The sequence below is a fragment of the Veillonella absiana genome (genome assembly GCF_032970865.1).
Lineage (GTDB): Bacteria > Bacillota > Negativicutes > Veillonellales > Veillonellaceae > Veillonella > Veillonella absiana.
Window position 1 is genome coordinate 67,741 of record NZ_JAWJZB010000006.1, and the last position, 16,327, is coordinate 84,067.

Annotated in this window: 14 protein-coding genes; 13 read left to right on the forward strand and 1 reads right to left on the reverse strand. The window is 35.2% G+C overall.

Translation table 11 applies throughout. The annotated features are described in order from the left end of the window. Window positions 1-13: 13 nt before the first annotated feature. From ribF to RVY80_RS05970, 4 genes are all read left to right on the forward strand, one after another. Window positions 14-949: a riboflavin biosynthesis protein RibF gene (ribF, locus tag RVY80_RS05955; protein ID WP_317329941.1), complete on the forward strand. Its 936-nt coding sequence runs from the start codon at window positions 14-16 to the stop codon at window positions 947-949. Window positions 950-962: 13 nt separating this feature from the next. Next, window positions 963-1,727: a shikimate kinase gene (locus RVY80_RS05960; protein ID WP_295187884.1), complete on the forward strand. Its 765-nt coding sequence runs from the start codon at window positions 963-965 to the stop codon at window positions 1,725-1,727. Then, the gene (gene recD2 / locus RVY80_RS05965) at window positions 1,727-3,877 is read left to right on the forward strand and encodes an SF1B family DNA helicase RecD2 (RefSeq protein ID WP_295193911.1); all 2,151 of its coding nucleotides are present in this window, start codon (window positions 1,727-1,729) and stop codon (window positions 3,875-3,877) included. Before RVY80_RS05960 ends, recD2 begins: the two co-directional genes overlap by 1 nt. Window positions 3,878-3,993: 116 nt before the next feature. Continuing rightward, window positions 3,994-4,755, forward strand: coding sequence for a ComF family protein (locus tag RVY80_RS05970; protein WP_295187890.1), 762 nt, complete (start codon window positions 3,994-3,996; stop codon window positions 4,753-4,755). 52 nt (window positions 4,756-4,807) lie between these two features. Here the strand turns inward: RVY80_RS05970 and RVY80_RS05975 are convergent, their stop codons facing one another. Beyond that, entirely contained in the window at window positions 4,808-5,410 is a 603-nt protein-coding gene (locus RVY80_RS05975) for an HD-GYP domain-containing protein (protein WP_295187892.1), read from the reverse strand. A gap of 835 nt (window positions 5,411-6,245) precedes the next feature. Here RVY80_RS05975 and RVY80_RS05980 point away from each other — a divergent pair. From RVY80_RS05980 to prfB, 9 genes are all read left to right on the forward strand, one after another. Further along, window positions 6,246-7,055, forward strand: coding sequence for a basic amino acid ABC transporter substrate-binding protein (locus RVY80_RS05980; protein WP_317329943.1), 810 nt, complete (start codon window positions 6,246-6,248; stop codon window positions 7,053-7,055). A gap of 102 nt (window positions 7,056-7,157) precedes the next feature. After that, entirely contained in the window at window positions 7,158-7,919 is a 762-nt protein-coding gene (locus RVY80_RS05985; RefSeq protein WP_295187898.1) for a basic amino acid ABC transporter substrate-binding protein, read from the forward strand. Between the two features lie 135 nt (window positions 7,920-8,054). Continuing rightward, a complete protein-coding gene (locus RVY80_RS05990) occupies window positions 8,055-9,236 on the forward strand; it encodes an aminotransferase-like domain-containing protein (protein WP_317329944.1) in 1,182 nt (393 codons plus the stop codon). Window positions 9,237-9,326: 90 nt separating this feature from the next. Then, window positions 9,327-9,983 (forward strand): amino acid ABC transporter permease, encoded by a 657-nt coding sequence (locus RVY80_RS05995; protein ID WP_295187903.1) that lies wholly within the window; start codon window positions 9,327-9,329, stop codon window positions 9,981-9,983. Beyond that, window positions 9,980-10,699: an amino acid ABC transporter ATP-binding protein gene (locus RVY80_RS06000; protein WP_295187906.1), complete on the forward strand. Its 720-nt coding sequence runs from the start codon at window positions 9,980-9,982 to the stop codon at window positions 10,697-10,699. The genes RVY80_RS05995 and RVY80_RS06000 overlap by 4 nt, the downstream gene beginning before the upstream one ends. A 605-nt stretch (window positions 10,700-11,304) precedes the next feature. Beyond that, window positions 11,305-11,502, forward strand: a complete 198-nt coding sequence (locus RVY80_RS06005) for a cold shock domain-containing protein (protein WP_295187909.1) — start codon at window positions 11,305-11,307, stop codon at window positions 11,500-11,502. Window positions 11,503-11,800: 298 nt separating this feature from the next. After that, window positions 11,801-12,331, forward strand: coding sequence for a ribosome hibernation-promoting factor, HPF/YfiA family (gene hpf, locus RVY80_RS06010; protein WP_317329945.1), 531 nt, complete (start codon window positions 11,801-11,803; stop codon window positions 12,329-12,331). Between the two features lie 299 nt (window positions 12,332-12,630). Further along, complete coding sequence (secA, locus tag RVY80_RS06015) at window positions 12,631-15,066, forward strand: preprotein translocase subunit SecA (protein WP_317329946.1); 2,436 nt, start codon at window positions 12,631-12,633, stop codon at window positions 15,064-15,066. Between the two features lie 146 nt (window positions 15,067-15,212). Then, window positions 15,213-16,320, forward strand: a protein-coding gene (prfB, locus tag RVY80_RS06020) for a peptide chain release factor 2 (RefSeq protein WP_295187917.1) whose coding sequence is annotated in 2 segments (ribosomal slippage) — window positions 15,213-15,269 and window positions 15,271-16,320 — 1,107 coding nt in all. Because the reading frame shifts where the segments join, the coding sequence is not laid out codon by codon here. The last annotated feature ends 7 nt before the right edge of the window (window positions 16,321-16,327 follow it).

Below are 16,327 nucleotides of genomic sequence, written 5' to 3' on the forward strand. Positions count from 1 at the left end.
CTAAAGGATAATTATGAAGCTGTTATATTCATTTGATGAATTACATCAAATTCAGGAAAAAAAGGTGTATGCCTTGGGTACATTCGATGGCATTCATAAAGGTCATCAAAGTGTTATTAAGGAAGCTGTTCAAGAGGCAAAGGCTTCGAATGCGGTAACTATTATTATTACATTTGAGCGTCATCCTTTATCTATATTAAATCCTGAACGTTTACCTAAAACATTATTAGCTCCAACGATGATGGATGAAATTCTTGATGAGATGAATGTAGATTATATTTTAAGATTCCCTATGACTCAGGATTTTTTGAATATAGAGGCCTCTGTATTTTTGGATAATCTATGTAAGGAACAAGATATACAGGCTATCGTAGTGGGAGAAAATTTTACTTTTGGAGTCCAAGGTAAAGGAACATCAATATTTATTAAAGAATCCTTATCTAATACGAATATTCAAGTGATTATCAAACCATTAATGACTTGTGATGGACATGAAAAAGCTGTATCTAGTACTATGATTCGCCAGGCTGTTAAAGAAGGTCGTATGGAAGATGCGACTAATATGCTTGGTAGACCATTCCAATTTGTAGGAACGGTTATTAAAGGGGATCAACGGGGAAGAATATTAGGATTTCCTACATTGAACTTTAGGTTACCTAATGAAATGGCTATCCCACCAGATGGTGTATTTGTGAATCGTGTTCGCATTGATGGTAAGTGGTATGGTGGGGTTGGAAATATAGGAGATAATCCTACATTTAAAAATCAATATCATCGTTGTGAAGTTCATGTATTTGATTTTAACCAAGATGTATATGGCAAAGAGGTACTCGTACAATTTATCTCTTATTTACGAGGGGAAGTTAAGTTTGATAATTTAGATGCCTTAATTGCTCAAATGAAACTCGATGAAGCTAAGGCGTTGTCTATATTGAAAACTATTGATTAAAGAGGAACTATCTATGGATATCCAAGAAGCACGTAAGAAAATTGATACGATTGATGCATTGTTAGCTGAAAATTATAAAAAACGTCTTGAAATTGTTGCAGATATTGCAAAATATAAAGATGAACATCAAATGCCATTAATTGATGAAGTCCGTGATACAGATATTATTGCCACACATACAAATGATTGCTCTGATGAAAAATTACGTCCTTATATTGAAGCTTATATGTCTGCTGTTGTTTCTATGAGCAATGAATATTTACGTGAACATATGCATCAGCATATATTTCTTATCGGTATGCCAGGGGCAGGTAAAACAACAGTTGGCAAAGCATTATCAAAAGAATTAAATCGTGATTTCTATGATTTGGATTTAACGATTCAAGAAAAAACAGGTAAGTCTATTCAAAATATCATTATCTATGATGGAGAAGAAAAATTCCGTCAACATGAATATGATGCGATTCGTGAATTAATTCGTAATAAACCAAGTGTCATTGCTACTGGTGGTGGTACGGTTCTTTCTGAAAAAACAGTACAAATCATGCGTAACAATGGTATCATTGTATTTGTAAATCGAGATGTGACACAAATTTTAGATGATTTAGACTTAGAGATTCGTCCACTCTTGAAAGAAAGTATTGAATATATTTTCAGACTTTATGAAGAACGTTATCCGCTTTATGAATCTGTGAGCCATATTAAAATTGGTAACGAAAGTAATATTTCTGACACCGTGCAGGCAATTATTGAAGCATTACCAAATACGGAGAAATAATGGAAACCTTACGAGGCCTAGTTTACAGGAGAATTTATTCGAATACACAAAACACGTACTGCGTTTTCGTAGTGCGTGATTATAATGACGAGTATATTACTTGTACAGGTCGTTTTGAGGCACCAAAGGATGGAGAGGACCTTGAATTAAAGGGACGTTATGTGGAGCATGAGAAATATGGTTTTCAATTTGATGCCTCTAGCATTGAGAAATTGAAACCTGATAATCTTGGTTCTGCTAGACTCTATTTATTGAACTTAGGTATTAAAGGACTGGGCGAAAAATCTGTAGAAAAAATTATAGATTACTTCGGTACGGAATTACTTGATGTTCTTCGTGAAGCTCGTCCAGAGTCTATCAAGGATGTACCAGGTCTTCGTAAATCAGTGAAGGAGGAATTGTTCAATACACTCCTAGGGGAAGGGATATTATCCGACTTAAATCATTTCTTTGAAAGCCATAATATCAGTGCTAAATGGAGTCATATTGTGTATACCTATTATGGATCCTCCGCAGTGCTTGTATTGCAGGATAATCCATACACATTGCTTCGCATTGCACCGGATATGACATTTGCTACGGCAGATACACTGGCGAATCAACTTGGTATTCCTGGTGATGATGAACGTAGGTTAGAGGCTGCTTTAAATTGGATTTTGCGTGGTCTTGACGATCAAGGGCACACCTGTCTACCTGTGGATGAACTTATTGGTAAGGCAGTGGATGTATTAAAAGGCTATGCTGATGAATTTGCAGATTATGTAGAAATGGTCATTGGTCAGGGTATATTGTATAGTACGTATTTCGATGATATCTTATACATTTATCCACCAGAGCTCTATGTGGCGGAATGTGAAAGTGTTAATTATACTAAACGATTTCTTGAGGCGTCATCTCCCGTATCTCTTGATATAGAAAACTTTATTAGTAATTTTGAAAGCAAACATGAGATTACATTTGGAGAGGAACAAAAGGAAGCCATCGATTTAGCGTTTTTTGAACAATTCTCTGTTATTACCGGTGGCCCTGGTACAGGTAAAACGACCATCATTAAAGCCTTAGTAGAAGGATTTCAGTTAGGTGGTTTTAGTCGAATTATTCTCTGTGCACCAACAGGTCGTGCCGCAAAACGACTGACAGAGGCTACAGAATATGAGGCTACCACAATCCATCGACTATTAATGCCAGTACAAGGCAGTGATTCTTATGATTTTATAAAAAATGAGGATGATTCATTAGAGGCGGATGTAGTTATTATCGATGAAGCATCCATGCTCAATGTGCGTTTATATTACTCTTTGTTGGCAGCCATTCCTCGGGAGGCCCATGTCATTATCGTCGGTGACGTGGATCAGTTGCCACCAATTGGTGCCGGTTTTGTTCTGAAGGATTTGTTACTTTCATCTGTAGTACCGTATAAACGATTAAAAAAAATCTATCGTCAAGATTCGGGAAATAGCATCGTTGAAAGTGCGTATCTCATCAATAAAGGGGAGATGCCTGAATTGGAATCTACTGGTGAATTTACATTCGTACCAGTTAATAGTTTAGTTGGTATGATGAATGCCATTACTAGCATTTACGGACGGGAAAAGGAATTTGTCGATGATGAGTTAGATATACAAATCATTTCGCCTATGCGAAAAGGCAAGGCTGGGAGTATAAGCATTTCTCAATATGTACAACAATCTGTAAATCCTGCCCATAGTTCTAAGGCTGAAATTCGTGCCAATGGTTTAACCTATCGTGTAGGCGATAAGGTGATTCAAATCTTGAACAATTATGAATTAGAAGTTTTTAATGGTGAGATTGGTGTTATTTACGGGATTTCAAAAACAGATGTACTCATTCGATTTATCCATAAGGATGTACGATTATCTATAGATGAAATCCATATGATTATGCCCGCCTATGCTATTACGGTTCATAAGAGTCAAGGCAGTGAGTATGGTACCGTTATTATCCCGTTTATCCCTATGTATAGCAATATGTTGCAGCGTAATTTATTGTATACGGCGGTGACACGGGCGAAAAAGAAGGCCATCATTATAGGAACGAAAGCTGCTATTGAACGTGCCGTACATACAGTAAATATTGAAGATCGATATACATTGTTTACAGAACGATTACGCGGTGAATGTGACGGATAATATAGTATTAGTTATGATACTCATATACTATGGTAGAAAGTGCTATAATAAAATATAAGTATGTGAACTAATTAAATATGAACGTGTTGAATTTTATTTCATATAGGAGTAGACAGATGATAGGGAGATTACTATTAGATTTTCTATTTCCACCTACATGTCCGAATTGTGGCGCACCAGTGAATGAACAAGGCGAATGGTGTCCAGAGTGCTTTGATTCGGTACTGGCGATACGCCAAGTACCGAGTGAATTATTACAATCCCTAAATGAGGCTTGGATATTGGCTCATTACACAGGGGGCGTTAAGACAATGATATATGATGTAAAATTCAACGCAAAAAAGGAACAGTCCAAAGGGGCTGTTCCTTTTTTACGTTGCTTTGATTTTTACATGAATGAACATGAACTCAACTTGAGGCCACATCTCGTAGTACCTATACCAACAAGTAAGGGTAAATTGAAGACAAGAGGTTATAATCAGGTGGATCTATTATTTAAAGAGTGGGTGTATGAAAAAAATAAAGGTGTAGTTAATCATGAACTACATAATGGAAAGAGAGTTGTTAAAAAGATGAGAGACACTATAGTGAGAGATAATAATATTCATGCATATTGGCGGTGGTGTGACTGTTTACACAAGCTTGATACAGGTAAAGATATGTGGAGTCTCACTGGTAATGAACGACGAAAAAATGTATCAGATGCTTTTATGATGAAAGCTATATATCGTAATGTAGCTTTTTGGACAAATTGTGATGTATTGTTAATCGATGATATTTATACTACAGGGGCTACACTTGAGGCAGCAGCACATATTATACAGTCCTATCATCCACACACAATAAAAGCCCTTACTTTGGCAAGTGGGGCTTATTGATAGTTTGGATAGCTTTTGATATATTGTAACTGGCAGTTTAAGGATTTCGTGGTTAGCCCAATACATCGATAAAAGCTTTTACCACATCTGGATCAAAGAGGGTGCCAGAGGCACTAAATAATTCTTCTTTGGCTTTGGATTTTGTTTTTGCCCAAAACTCAGTAGATGGATTCACCGTAGAATCATAGTAATCAGCTACAGCAATAATTCGTGCACCTAATGGAATATTAGCGCCACGAAGGTGTTTAGGATAACCAGAGCCATCCCACTTTTCATGATGATAGCGAATATATGGGAGAATCTGTTGGCAACAAGAATAGTTTTCAATCATATTGGCACCACTAGCGGCATGTTGCTTGTATTTAGACATTTCTTGTTTATTTAAATACGGTGATTTCTGAATTAATGAGTTAGGAATCATTAACAGACCCAAATCATGTAATAAAGCTGCGTGGCGTATTTGTTCTATTTCATTGTAAGGTAAACCCATTTTAGCAGCAATGCTGACTGCATAATTAGAAACTTGTAGAGAATGCTGATACAAATGTTGACTTTTCACTTGTATCATTTGCAAGAGCTGCGCACTAATGGCATCCAAGCTATCCTTTTCTAATTCATACAACCCTGATGGCTGCATTAATGATAACATAAACATAATAAACCCCTTTAACTAAGTCCGTTCTTCTCTAACAGTATTCGTATTATACAATAAAAATAACCGTTTGTGTAGTCATGATAGTGGAGAACGAATAACGTTATTCTAAAAATGCATAGTTAAATTTGTTGACATTTAAAGAACCGCTTAAGAATAGTAGCTGTAAATTTTACAATTATAGACTTTGAATTTTTCAACCCATAATATTTTAAATTTCTATGCTTTTTTTCTATAGTAGTAAAATTGGTACTTGCATTTTTTTTTTGAAATTCTATCTCAATAAAATCGAAAATATGTTCTGTGTAGACAGTTTCTATATAATTCTTATATAATTCTTAATATACGGGTCTGTGGTTGCAAGTCGAAGCCAGTCGCAGGCAAAACGATCCACATAAGCAGTCCAAGGGACTGTGAGCATGGTGCGGCTTAGATGTAAGTCCTGCCGGAAAAACCGAGAGAAGTAGTAGTGGGGAGTCTAAGACTCATGAGCGAACCTTCCAGCAGGCGAGTGTGGGGGCAAAGACCAGGTCAGCCGTATAACAGGCATATGAGGCTTTTCTCATATGCCTTTTTTGATACGTGTTTTATATATTTACTTGAAAGTAGTAGTATTTTATTATATCTATTAGTCGATGGGGCTTGTTATAGTAGCAGTATTCTTTATAAATCATAAAAGGTTTTATTTATGTATAAAAATAATTTTTATGCATAAATGTTGACATAAATATACAAGTTCGTATATAATACGTTCTATAGTAATTGAAATACACATATATGTGCCGAGTTGGTATATATGCTGTAGATAGTTGTTGAGAAAAATGAAAAGGTATGTAAGATGATTAGTAAAAAAGTAAAAAAATTAATGCTCACAGGTTTGGCAGTGGTAATGACTGCAGCATTTGTTGCTGGTTGTGGTAATGATAGTAAACCAGCGGCTCAAAAGAAATTAGTTGTTGGTACTAATGCGACATTTGTACCATTTGAATTTAAAAATGATAAAACATCTGATTATGATGGCTTTGATATTGAATTAATTCGTGCTATCGGTAAAAAGATGAATCGTGATGTAGAACTTAAAAATGTTTCTTTTGATGCATTGATTCCTGCATTAACTACTAAAGATATTGATGTAGCTGCATCTGGTATGACAATTACAAAAGCAAGAAGTGAGAAAGTGTTATTTTCTTCCCCTTATTATGAAAATGCATTAGCTATAATTTATAAAGATGGTACAACAATCAATAGTCTGGAAGATCTTAAAGGTTTGACATTAGCGGCTCAATTAGGTACTACTGGTGCTGATTTAGCTCATAAAACAGAAGGTGGAACAGTTAAAGAGTTTGATCACAGTAATGAAGCCTTATTAGAACTTAAAAATGGTGGTGTCCAAGCCGCTGTAATCGATTTACCTATAGCTCAATATTATAGTACTGTTCATAAAGATGAAAATGTAAAAGTATTTACATATCCAAATACTAAAGAATACTTAGGTCTTGCGATTGGTAAAGATAATAAAGAACTACAAACTGAAATCAATAAAGCTATTGCTGATTTAAAAGCAAGTGGTGAATTCAATACGTTGTATAAAAAATGGTTCAATACAGATGCCCCTGCTGATATGCCAGTAGTGCTAGAATTTAAATAATATAGTAAAATAGGACCTGAGAATAGGTTATAAGAATCTGTTCATATGATAAATATCAACTAATTAGAAATATTCTTTGAGAGTTTTAAAAGGAGAATTATTGTGAAATTAAAGAAATCATTAGCCCTTGTACTGGGTGCAACATTAATGATTGGTGTATTTGCAGGTTGTGGCAGCGAACAAGCACCTAAAAAAGATACTATAAAATTTGCAGCAGAAACTACATATCCACCATTCGAATTTGCTGATGGTGATAAATACCAAGGCTTTGATGTAGATTTAGCGAATGCTATTGGCAAAGAAACAGGTAAAAAAGTTGAATTTGTGAGCATGGGCTTTGATGCGTTAATTCCAGCATTACAGTCTGGCCAAATTGATGCTATCGCATCTGGTATGGTTATCACAAAAGAACGTTTGGAAAAAATTGATTTTTCGGATCCATACTACCCAGTTAATTTGATTATGGTGGTAAAAAAGGACAATAATACTGTTAATGGTGAAGCTGATATTGCCGGTAAAACTGTAGCAGCTCAAATTGGTACAACTGGTGCATTTTTGGCTAAAGAAAAACCTGGTACAACAGTAAAAGAATTCGATACAATTCCTAATATGCTACAAGATTTAGAAAATGGTAATGTTGAAATCGTAATGCTCGATGAACCAATCGCTAAATACTTTATTCAAGTAGGTAATATGGCAAATCTAAAGATTGTTCCTGTAGGTTTACAATCTCATCAATTGGGTATTGGCGTAGCTAAAAATAATCCAGAATTGACTAAAGAGATTAATGCAGCCCTTAAGAAAATGAAAGACAATGGGGAATACAAAAAATTAGAAGATAAATGGTTTGGTAATATCAAATAATTTGTAACACTAGCATATAAAATAACAGAGATGATATCATCTCTGTTATTTTGACGTTAGTATATACGTATTATAGACGTGTGTTAAAAAATCGGTGTGGCCAATACTATTTTATGTATGTAGATGGAGATCATTATGAACTGTGAAAATTTATATGCGGCCCGTATGAGTCGCGTAAAATTATCTGAAATTGCTGAGATGGCAAAGGACAGCCAAGGTTGTTTGTCCTTAGCTGAAGGTGTACCTGCTGCTGATATGTTTCCTATTGAGGAAATGATTGCTTGCTCAAAACAAATTTTAGAGGAACGTGGTAAAAATTTATTACAATATGGTAATTATGGTGGTGTACTTGGTTTGCGTACACGTATTGCTCATATCGTGAAATTGAGATATGAAATGAATGTGTCAGAAGATAATATTTTGGTTACTACTGGGTCCACACAATGTATGGATTTATTAGGCCGTGTATTTATCGATGAAGGTGATATTGTATTAGTGGAAACACCTTCTTATATTGATGGGATGAATACATTTGCCTTTTATGGTGGTCATATTCAAAATATACCATCTGACGATGATGGCATGGACCTTGTTGCTCTAGAGCAATATCTAGCTAGCCATGATAAGGTGAAAGCTATCTATGTCATACCAGACTTTCAAAATCCTACGGGACGATATTGGAGTGTGGAAAAACGTAAGGCCTTTATGAATCTTGTGAATCAATATGATTTGATGGTGTTGGAAGACAATCCATACGGTGAAATCAACTATTCAGATGAAAATCGTCCATCACTGGCATCTATGGATACAAAAGGGCAAGTTGTGTACATGGGGAGTTTTTCAAAAACATTTAGTCCAGGATTGCGTGTGGGGTATGTTATTGGTCATAAAACAATTGTAGATCAATTAGAATTAACAAAGGAATCTGTGGACCTACATAGTACGGCGTTAAATCATGCTATCATTGAGCAATATATGGTTAACTATTCCTATGATGATCACGTTAGTTATATGTGTAATGTATATAAAAAACGTTTAGATACATTGTGTGATACATTGGCGAGAGAATTGCCAGAATTTAGATTTATAAAACCTTTAGGTGGATTTTTCTTGTGGGTGACCATTCCTGACAATATTCATTGTTATGATTTATTCCATGCGTGCATTAAAGAGAAAGTAAGTTTTGTACCAGGTTTGCCATTCTATAGTACCAAGGATAATACGAATCATATACGTTTGAATTTCACAGGTATTTCAGAGGATAATATTGTTGAAGCTGTTACTAGAATGAAACGAGCTTATGAATCTTTACTCTAAATCTGTGAAATATTTTGCATAACATGGAAAAAATGAGTATAATAGATTGTTAGTATAGTATGTTCAGCTTTCAAAATTAGGAGAATCGATATGGGTTTTAATTGGAGTCTAATTTTAGATAACCTGCCTCTATTATTACAAGGGGCTCTAGTTACAGTTAAAATTACTACCATGAGTGTAGGCTGTGGCTTCTTTATTGGTATGTTAGTAGCGTTAGCTAACTTATCAAATTTAAAAATTGTTCGTTTATTAGCTAGATGCTATGTAGACATTATCCGTGGTACCCCATTATTGGTACAAATTTTCTTGATTTACTTTGCATTGCCAATGATTATCGGAAGCCGTATTGATCCATTTGTTGCTGCGGTAACTGCATGCAGTATTAACTCTGGTGCTTATGTATCTGAAATTTTCCGCGCTGGTATTCAATCCATTGATAAAGGTCAAATGGAGGCAGGCCGTTCCCTTGGTCTATCTTGGGCACAAACTATGCGTTATATTATTATGCCACAAGCGTTCAAGGCAATTATTCCACCATTGGGTAATGAATTTATCGCCATGTTGAAAGATTCCTCTCTAGTATCTGTTATTGGCTTTGAAGAGCTAACACGTCGTGGTCAATTAATAATTGCTAAAACATATGCATCCTTTGAAATTTGGGGCACTGTAGCTGTTATTTATTTAATTATGACTGTTAGTATTTCGCAATTGGTAGCCTACTTAGAAAGGAGATATAATATCAAATGATTAAGCTAGAAAATGTTCGTAAAAGATTCGGCAAAAATGAAGTGTTAAAAGGTATTGATCTCCACATCGAAAAAGGTGAGGTTGTGGTTATCATTGGTCCATCTGGCTCTGGCAAAAGTACAGTTCTTCGTTGTATGAACTATTTAGAAGAGCCTACAAGTGGTACTGTTATTGTAGATAATATGGACTTGTCTGATAAGGATAAGTTAAATACAGTGCGTACAGAAGTGGGCATGGTATTCCAACGTTTTAATTTATTCCCACATATGACTGTGCTAGAGAATTTAACGTTGGCACAGGAAAAAGTTCGTAAAACAGCCAAAGCGGAAGCGCAAGAGCGAGGCCGTAAATTGTTGGACCGTGTAGGATTGGCTGAAAAGGCAGAGGCTTATCCTCAATCACTATCCGGTGGTCAACAACAACGTGTTGCGATTGCGCGTGCATTGGCAATGACACCAAAGGTGATGCTTTTTGATGAACCTACATCTGCCCTTGATCCTGAAATGGTTCATGAAGTACTGGATGTAATGAAGAGCCTAGCACAAGATGGTATGACAATGGTTGTTGTAACTCATGAAATGGGCTTTGCTAAAGAAGTAGGAACTCGTGTACTATTCATTGATGAAGGTCAGATTCTAGAAGAAGGTACACCAACAGAAGTATTTGATCATCCTAAAAATGAACGTTTACAGTTATTCTTGTCTAAAATTCTTTAATTTACATACCTTGTAAGAGAATTTCCTCCTTTGTAGTATATATGAACTTATATTATACTATGTCAATTTAGCATACGTATGTTGTTTGTATGCTGAAATTGACATGATGTATTTACTATTAAGATTTGACTTAAATGAGATTAATCCATACGTATCTTAGTTAAAAAATTAAAGTTAATTTTATATAAATTAAAATGACTAAATTTCCATAGATAAAATTATTATATAACGAATTATTCAGTCTGAAATATCAGTCTCTGCCTATAAAGAGACTAAAATATATTAGTTGTAAAGCAAAATTTAAACCATAAAATTTAACGAACTGTGTAACTATGCATAGGATTTAGAAAATAATAAATATTTAAACGCAACTATTTTTATAGATATAGATGGAAAACTTTCTGAGTTTTGAGGGTGACATATTTTGATAATGCTGAAATAAATAGGTGTAGCATTGTAGATTGAAATCGTGAAATCTTTATGCATGAGTTTAACTCTATAAATTTTATAGGTAGATTAGATTGATATTTTATACACACTGTGTTATGATGAGCAAGTAAGACGAGTAAGATCAGTTACACAATAAAGAATTAGGAGGAAGTTTCATGTTAGGTAAAGTAAAATGGTTTAGTGCTGAAAAAGGTTACGGATTTATCGAAAGAGAAGATGGCGGCGATGTATTCGTTCATTTCTCTGCTATCCAAGACGAAGGATTTAAATCCTTGGCAGAAGGCCAAAGTGTTCAATTCGACATCGTTGATGGCAACCGTGGTCCACAAGCAGCTAACGTTGTAAAAGCGTAAGCTCTAGACATAACTGAATAATCAAGCCTGGTATAGTCTACTGGGCTTTTTTATATATTGATACTGCTTTTTTAAAAGCAGTTTTTTGTTTTTTTGATCGGATGTATTGTTTTACTTAATGACTACCACACTTAGTGATATATAGATCCATCTTTTAAATAGGAAAAAATTTTTTCTAAAAAAGAGGATTATTACCCCCTTATGTTGAATATATATAATAAGACATGAAGAATACGATGAAATCTAATCACAGATTTTACAAGTTCTTGATGTGTTATTTGAGAAAGGGTGTTGAATTATGAAAGTAGCAATCAGAGGAAAAAACATTGAAGTAACTGTGGCTCTTCGTGAGTATGTAGAAAAAAGACTTGGAAAATTGACTCGTTATTTTGATGAAGAGTTAGATGCACAAGCAGTACTTTCTGTGGTAAAAGATAAAAGCACTATAGAACTTACTTGTTTCGTTGATGGTATCGTATTGCGTGGGGTAGAAACAAATCCTGATATGTATGCGGCTATTGATTTAGTTGTAGATAAAATCATTCGTCAAATTCACAAACATAAAACTCGTTTGGCTAAACGTTTCAAAAAACAAGGTGCATTCCATCCTGAAGTTGAAGTACCTGAAAAGCCTATTGAAGAAGATACATTAGAAGTGGTAAGACGGAAACGCTTCTCTGTACGTCCTATGGATGTGGAAGAAGCTATTTTACAAATGAATCTTGTAGGTCATGACTTCTTTATGTTCTTCAATTCGGAAACTGAAACATATAATGTTGTATATCGTCGTCATAATGGGTCCTATGGTTTGATTGAACCAGAAGTATAGTAGGCAATAGTAGAAATAATATTATGATATAGTGATTAGTGAGAATTCTTTCGTAAGAGAGGATTCTCACTTTTTTGCAGTTTTTTGCAGTTGTAAGTATAAATTTTTAGGGTAAGTCTTTAGTTTTGTAATCATTTTTTTTACAATACTGTGATATTTTTGTGTAACCTATTTTCATGAGCTAGAGATGAAGTTCTAAAACGTCAAAAATACGCATATTTTTTGACTATTTTGCACATTTTTGCTACAATTAATTGAATATAATAATGTGAAATGTCCTTTTGAGGGAGTTGATTTTTTTGTTCGGCTTTGTCCAACGTCTTCTCGGAAATAATAGCGCTCGAGAAATTAAAAAAATGCGCACAATTATTGATCATATTAATAGCATTGAATCTGATTACATTAAATTAAGTGATACAAACCTAGTTGCTAAAACAGATGAGTTTAAACGTCGTTTAGCGAAAGGTGAAACTTTGGATGACATCCTACCAGAAGCGTTTGCTGTAGTTCGCGAAGCGTCTAAACGTGTTCTTGGTATGCGCCATTTTGATGTACAAATAATTGGTGGTATTACTTTGCACCGTGGTAATATTGCAGAAATGCGTACTGGTGAAGGTAAAACATTGGTAGGTACACTACCAGTGTATTTAAACGCGTTAACAGGTAAAGGTGTTCATGTTGTTACTGTTAATGATTATTTGGCTACACGCGATAGCGAGTGGATGGGGAAATTATACAAATTTTTAGGTTTATCTGTGGGGCTAATCGTAGCCAATCTTGATTACAACCAACGTAAAATGGCGTATAGTTGTGATATTACATATGGTACAAATAATGAATTTGGTTTTGACTATTTGCGTGATAACATGGTTTCAGAGGTCGCTCATATGGTGCAACGGCCATTGAATTATGCTATTGTCGATGAAGTAGACTCTATCTTGATTGACGAAGCGCGTACGCCATTAATCATTTCCGGCCCTGGTGAACGTTCTACAGATAATTATTATAAATTAGCTAAAATTGTACCTCATTTGAATGCTGAAGAAGACTACGTAATTGATGAAAAACAAAAAACGATTGCTCCTACAGATTCTGGTATAGCTAAAGTAGAAAAAATGTTAGGTGTCGAAAATTTGTATGATGCTGAAAATATTGAATTGAATCATTTGTTAGGTGCTTCTTTACGTGCTCATACGATGATGCATCGTGATACAGACTATGTAGTTAAAGATGGCGAAGTTGTTATCGTTGATGAATTTACAGGTCGTTTAATGTTTGGACGTCGTTATTCTGATGGATTACATCAAGCTATTGAAGCTAAAGAAGGATTAAAAGTAGAACGTGAAAGTCAAACATTAGCGTCTATTACATTCCAAAACTACTTCCGTATGTACGAAAAATTGGCGGGGATGACTGGTACAGCTAAAACGGAAGAAAAAGAATTTAATGATATTTATGGCCTAGAGGTATACGAAATTCCTCCAAATAAGCCATTGGCTCGTGTAGATATGCCTGATTTGATTTTTAAAACTAAGGCTGCTAAATATCGTGCAGTTGTAAGAGATGCTGTAGAACGTCATAAAAAAGGACAACCTTTATTGATTGGTACTACATCTATTACTCAATCTGAAGAGCTTAGTGATATGCTTAAGCGCAGTGGTGTTCCTCATAGCGTATTAAATGCGAAACATCATGAACAAGAAGCTGAAATAGTAGCACAAGCTGGTCAAATGGGAATGGTAACGATTGCCACTAATATGGCTGGTCGTGGTACAGATATTCAATTAGGTGAAGGTGTACCTGAAATTGGGGGCTTAGCGATTCTTGGTACAGAACGTCATGAGAGCCGTCGTATTGATAACCAGTTGCGCGGTCGTGCTGGTCGTCAAGGTGACCCAGGTTCATCTCAATTCTTCCTTTCCTTGGAAGATGATTTGATGCGTATTTTTGGTGCCGATAATATTTCTGGTATTATGGACAAATTAGGTATGGAAGAAGATGAACCAATCGAACATTCCTTGATTACTCGATCCATTGAAAAAGCGCAGAAAAAAGTTGAAGATCATAACTACAATATTCGTAAATATATTTTGGAATATGATGATGTTATGAATCAACAACGTGAAGTTTTATATGAACAACGTCGTCGCATTTTAGGTAATGAATCCTTACGCGAAACTATTGAAACTATGATCGATAAGATCGTAGTAGAATCTATGGATACTTATGCCGATGAAAAATTATATCCTGAAGAATGGGATTATGAAGGCTTATATACTCATTTGAGTCAATATTTCTTGACGAAAGAAATTTTGTCTCCTGAAGATATGGAAGAATACAGCCGTCAAGATTTGGAAGAAAAATTATTGGATTTGGCGCATTCTGAATATAAAGAACGAGAAAACTTATTGGGTGACGTATTAATGACCCAATTAGAAAAAGCTATCATGCTACGCGTTGTGGATAGAAAATGGATGGAACATTTGGATAATATGGATATGTTGCGTGAAGGTATTGGTCTTCGTGCATACGGACAAAAAAATCCATTGGTAGAATATAAATTTGAAGCCTATGAAATGTTCCAGAATATGATTGAGTCGATTCAAGAAGAAACAATCATGGCCTTGTACCGCATTCGTGCAGAATTCGTAGAGTCAGTTGAAGAACCAGTTGATCATTTAGAAGGTGCACAAACCCACCATGATGATGTGTTGGAGCCACAAAACATAGATTAAAGACTTATGGGAATGGTTCGTTGCTCTGAACATCATAGCAACGGCCATTTTCTTGTTTACATAACTTTTACATATATATTTTTGAGGATATATAATAGCCTTTTTAGGCGGGGTTTATTAATAGCATATAAAGGTGGTGACATAAATTGTTAGATGATTTAAAACCAATTATTGATAATCTGGAAGAACGAATTTATGGAATGAGGGATTCACTTTAACATCGCTCAGAAGGAAGATACAATCTTTACATTAGATGTTAAAATGAGTGATCCTACTTTTTGGGATGACCCAGATAAAGCTCGTGAAATTTCACAAGAAGCAACACAATTAAAAAATGCAGTTGATGGTTATAAACAGCTAGTTCAAGATGTGGAAGATGCTCGATTAATGTTAGATATGGCTATCGAAGAAGATGACGCTTCCATGGAAAAAGAAATATCCGATTATGTACAACAAATTGAAGAATCTGTAGAAAAACAAGAGATACTCTTGTTGTTGAGTGGCGAATATGATCAAAATAATGCGATTTTAACTTTTCATGCTGGTGCTGGTGGTACCGAGGCACAGGATTGGTGTTCTATGCTCATCCGTATGTATTTGCGTTGGGCTGAAAAATCAGGTTATGGCGTAGAATTGATGGATGAACAACCAGGTGATGAAGCTGGTATTAAGAGTGCCACATTCTTAATTAAAGGTGAAAATGCTTTTGGTTATATGAAATCTGAAAAAGGTGTTCATCGTCTTGTCCGGATTTCTCCATTCGATGCAGCTGCTCGTCGTCATACATCATTTGCGGCGGTAGATGTCATGCCTGAAATTGATGATAATGTAGAAATTAACATTGATATGAAGGATGTTCAAGTTGATACATATCGTGCTAGTGGTGCTGGTGGTCAGCATATTAACAAAACTGATTCAGCTGTTCGTATGACACATAGACCAACTGGTATTGTGGTACAATGTCAATCTCAACGTTCTCAAATACAGAATAGAGAACAATGTTTGCGTTTGTTACGTGCAAAATTATTTGAATTAGAATTAGAGAAGCAAGCAGAATTAAAAGAGCAAATTGGGGGTACCTACCAGGCGATTGAGTGGGGTAGTCAAATTCGATCCTACGTATTTCATCCATATAACCTTGTGAAAGATCATCGTACGGGTGTTGAAACCGGCAATGTACAAGCTGTAATGGATGGTAATATTGATCAATTTATGGAAGGCTTTTTGAAAAAAGAAGCAAACCTATCTATTTAGGAGATAA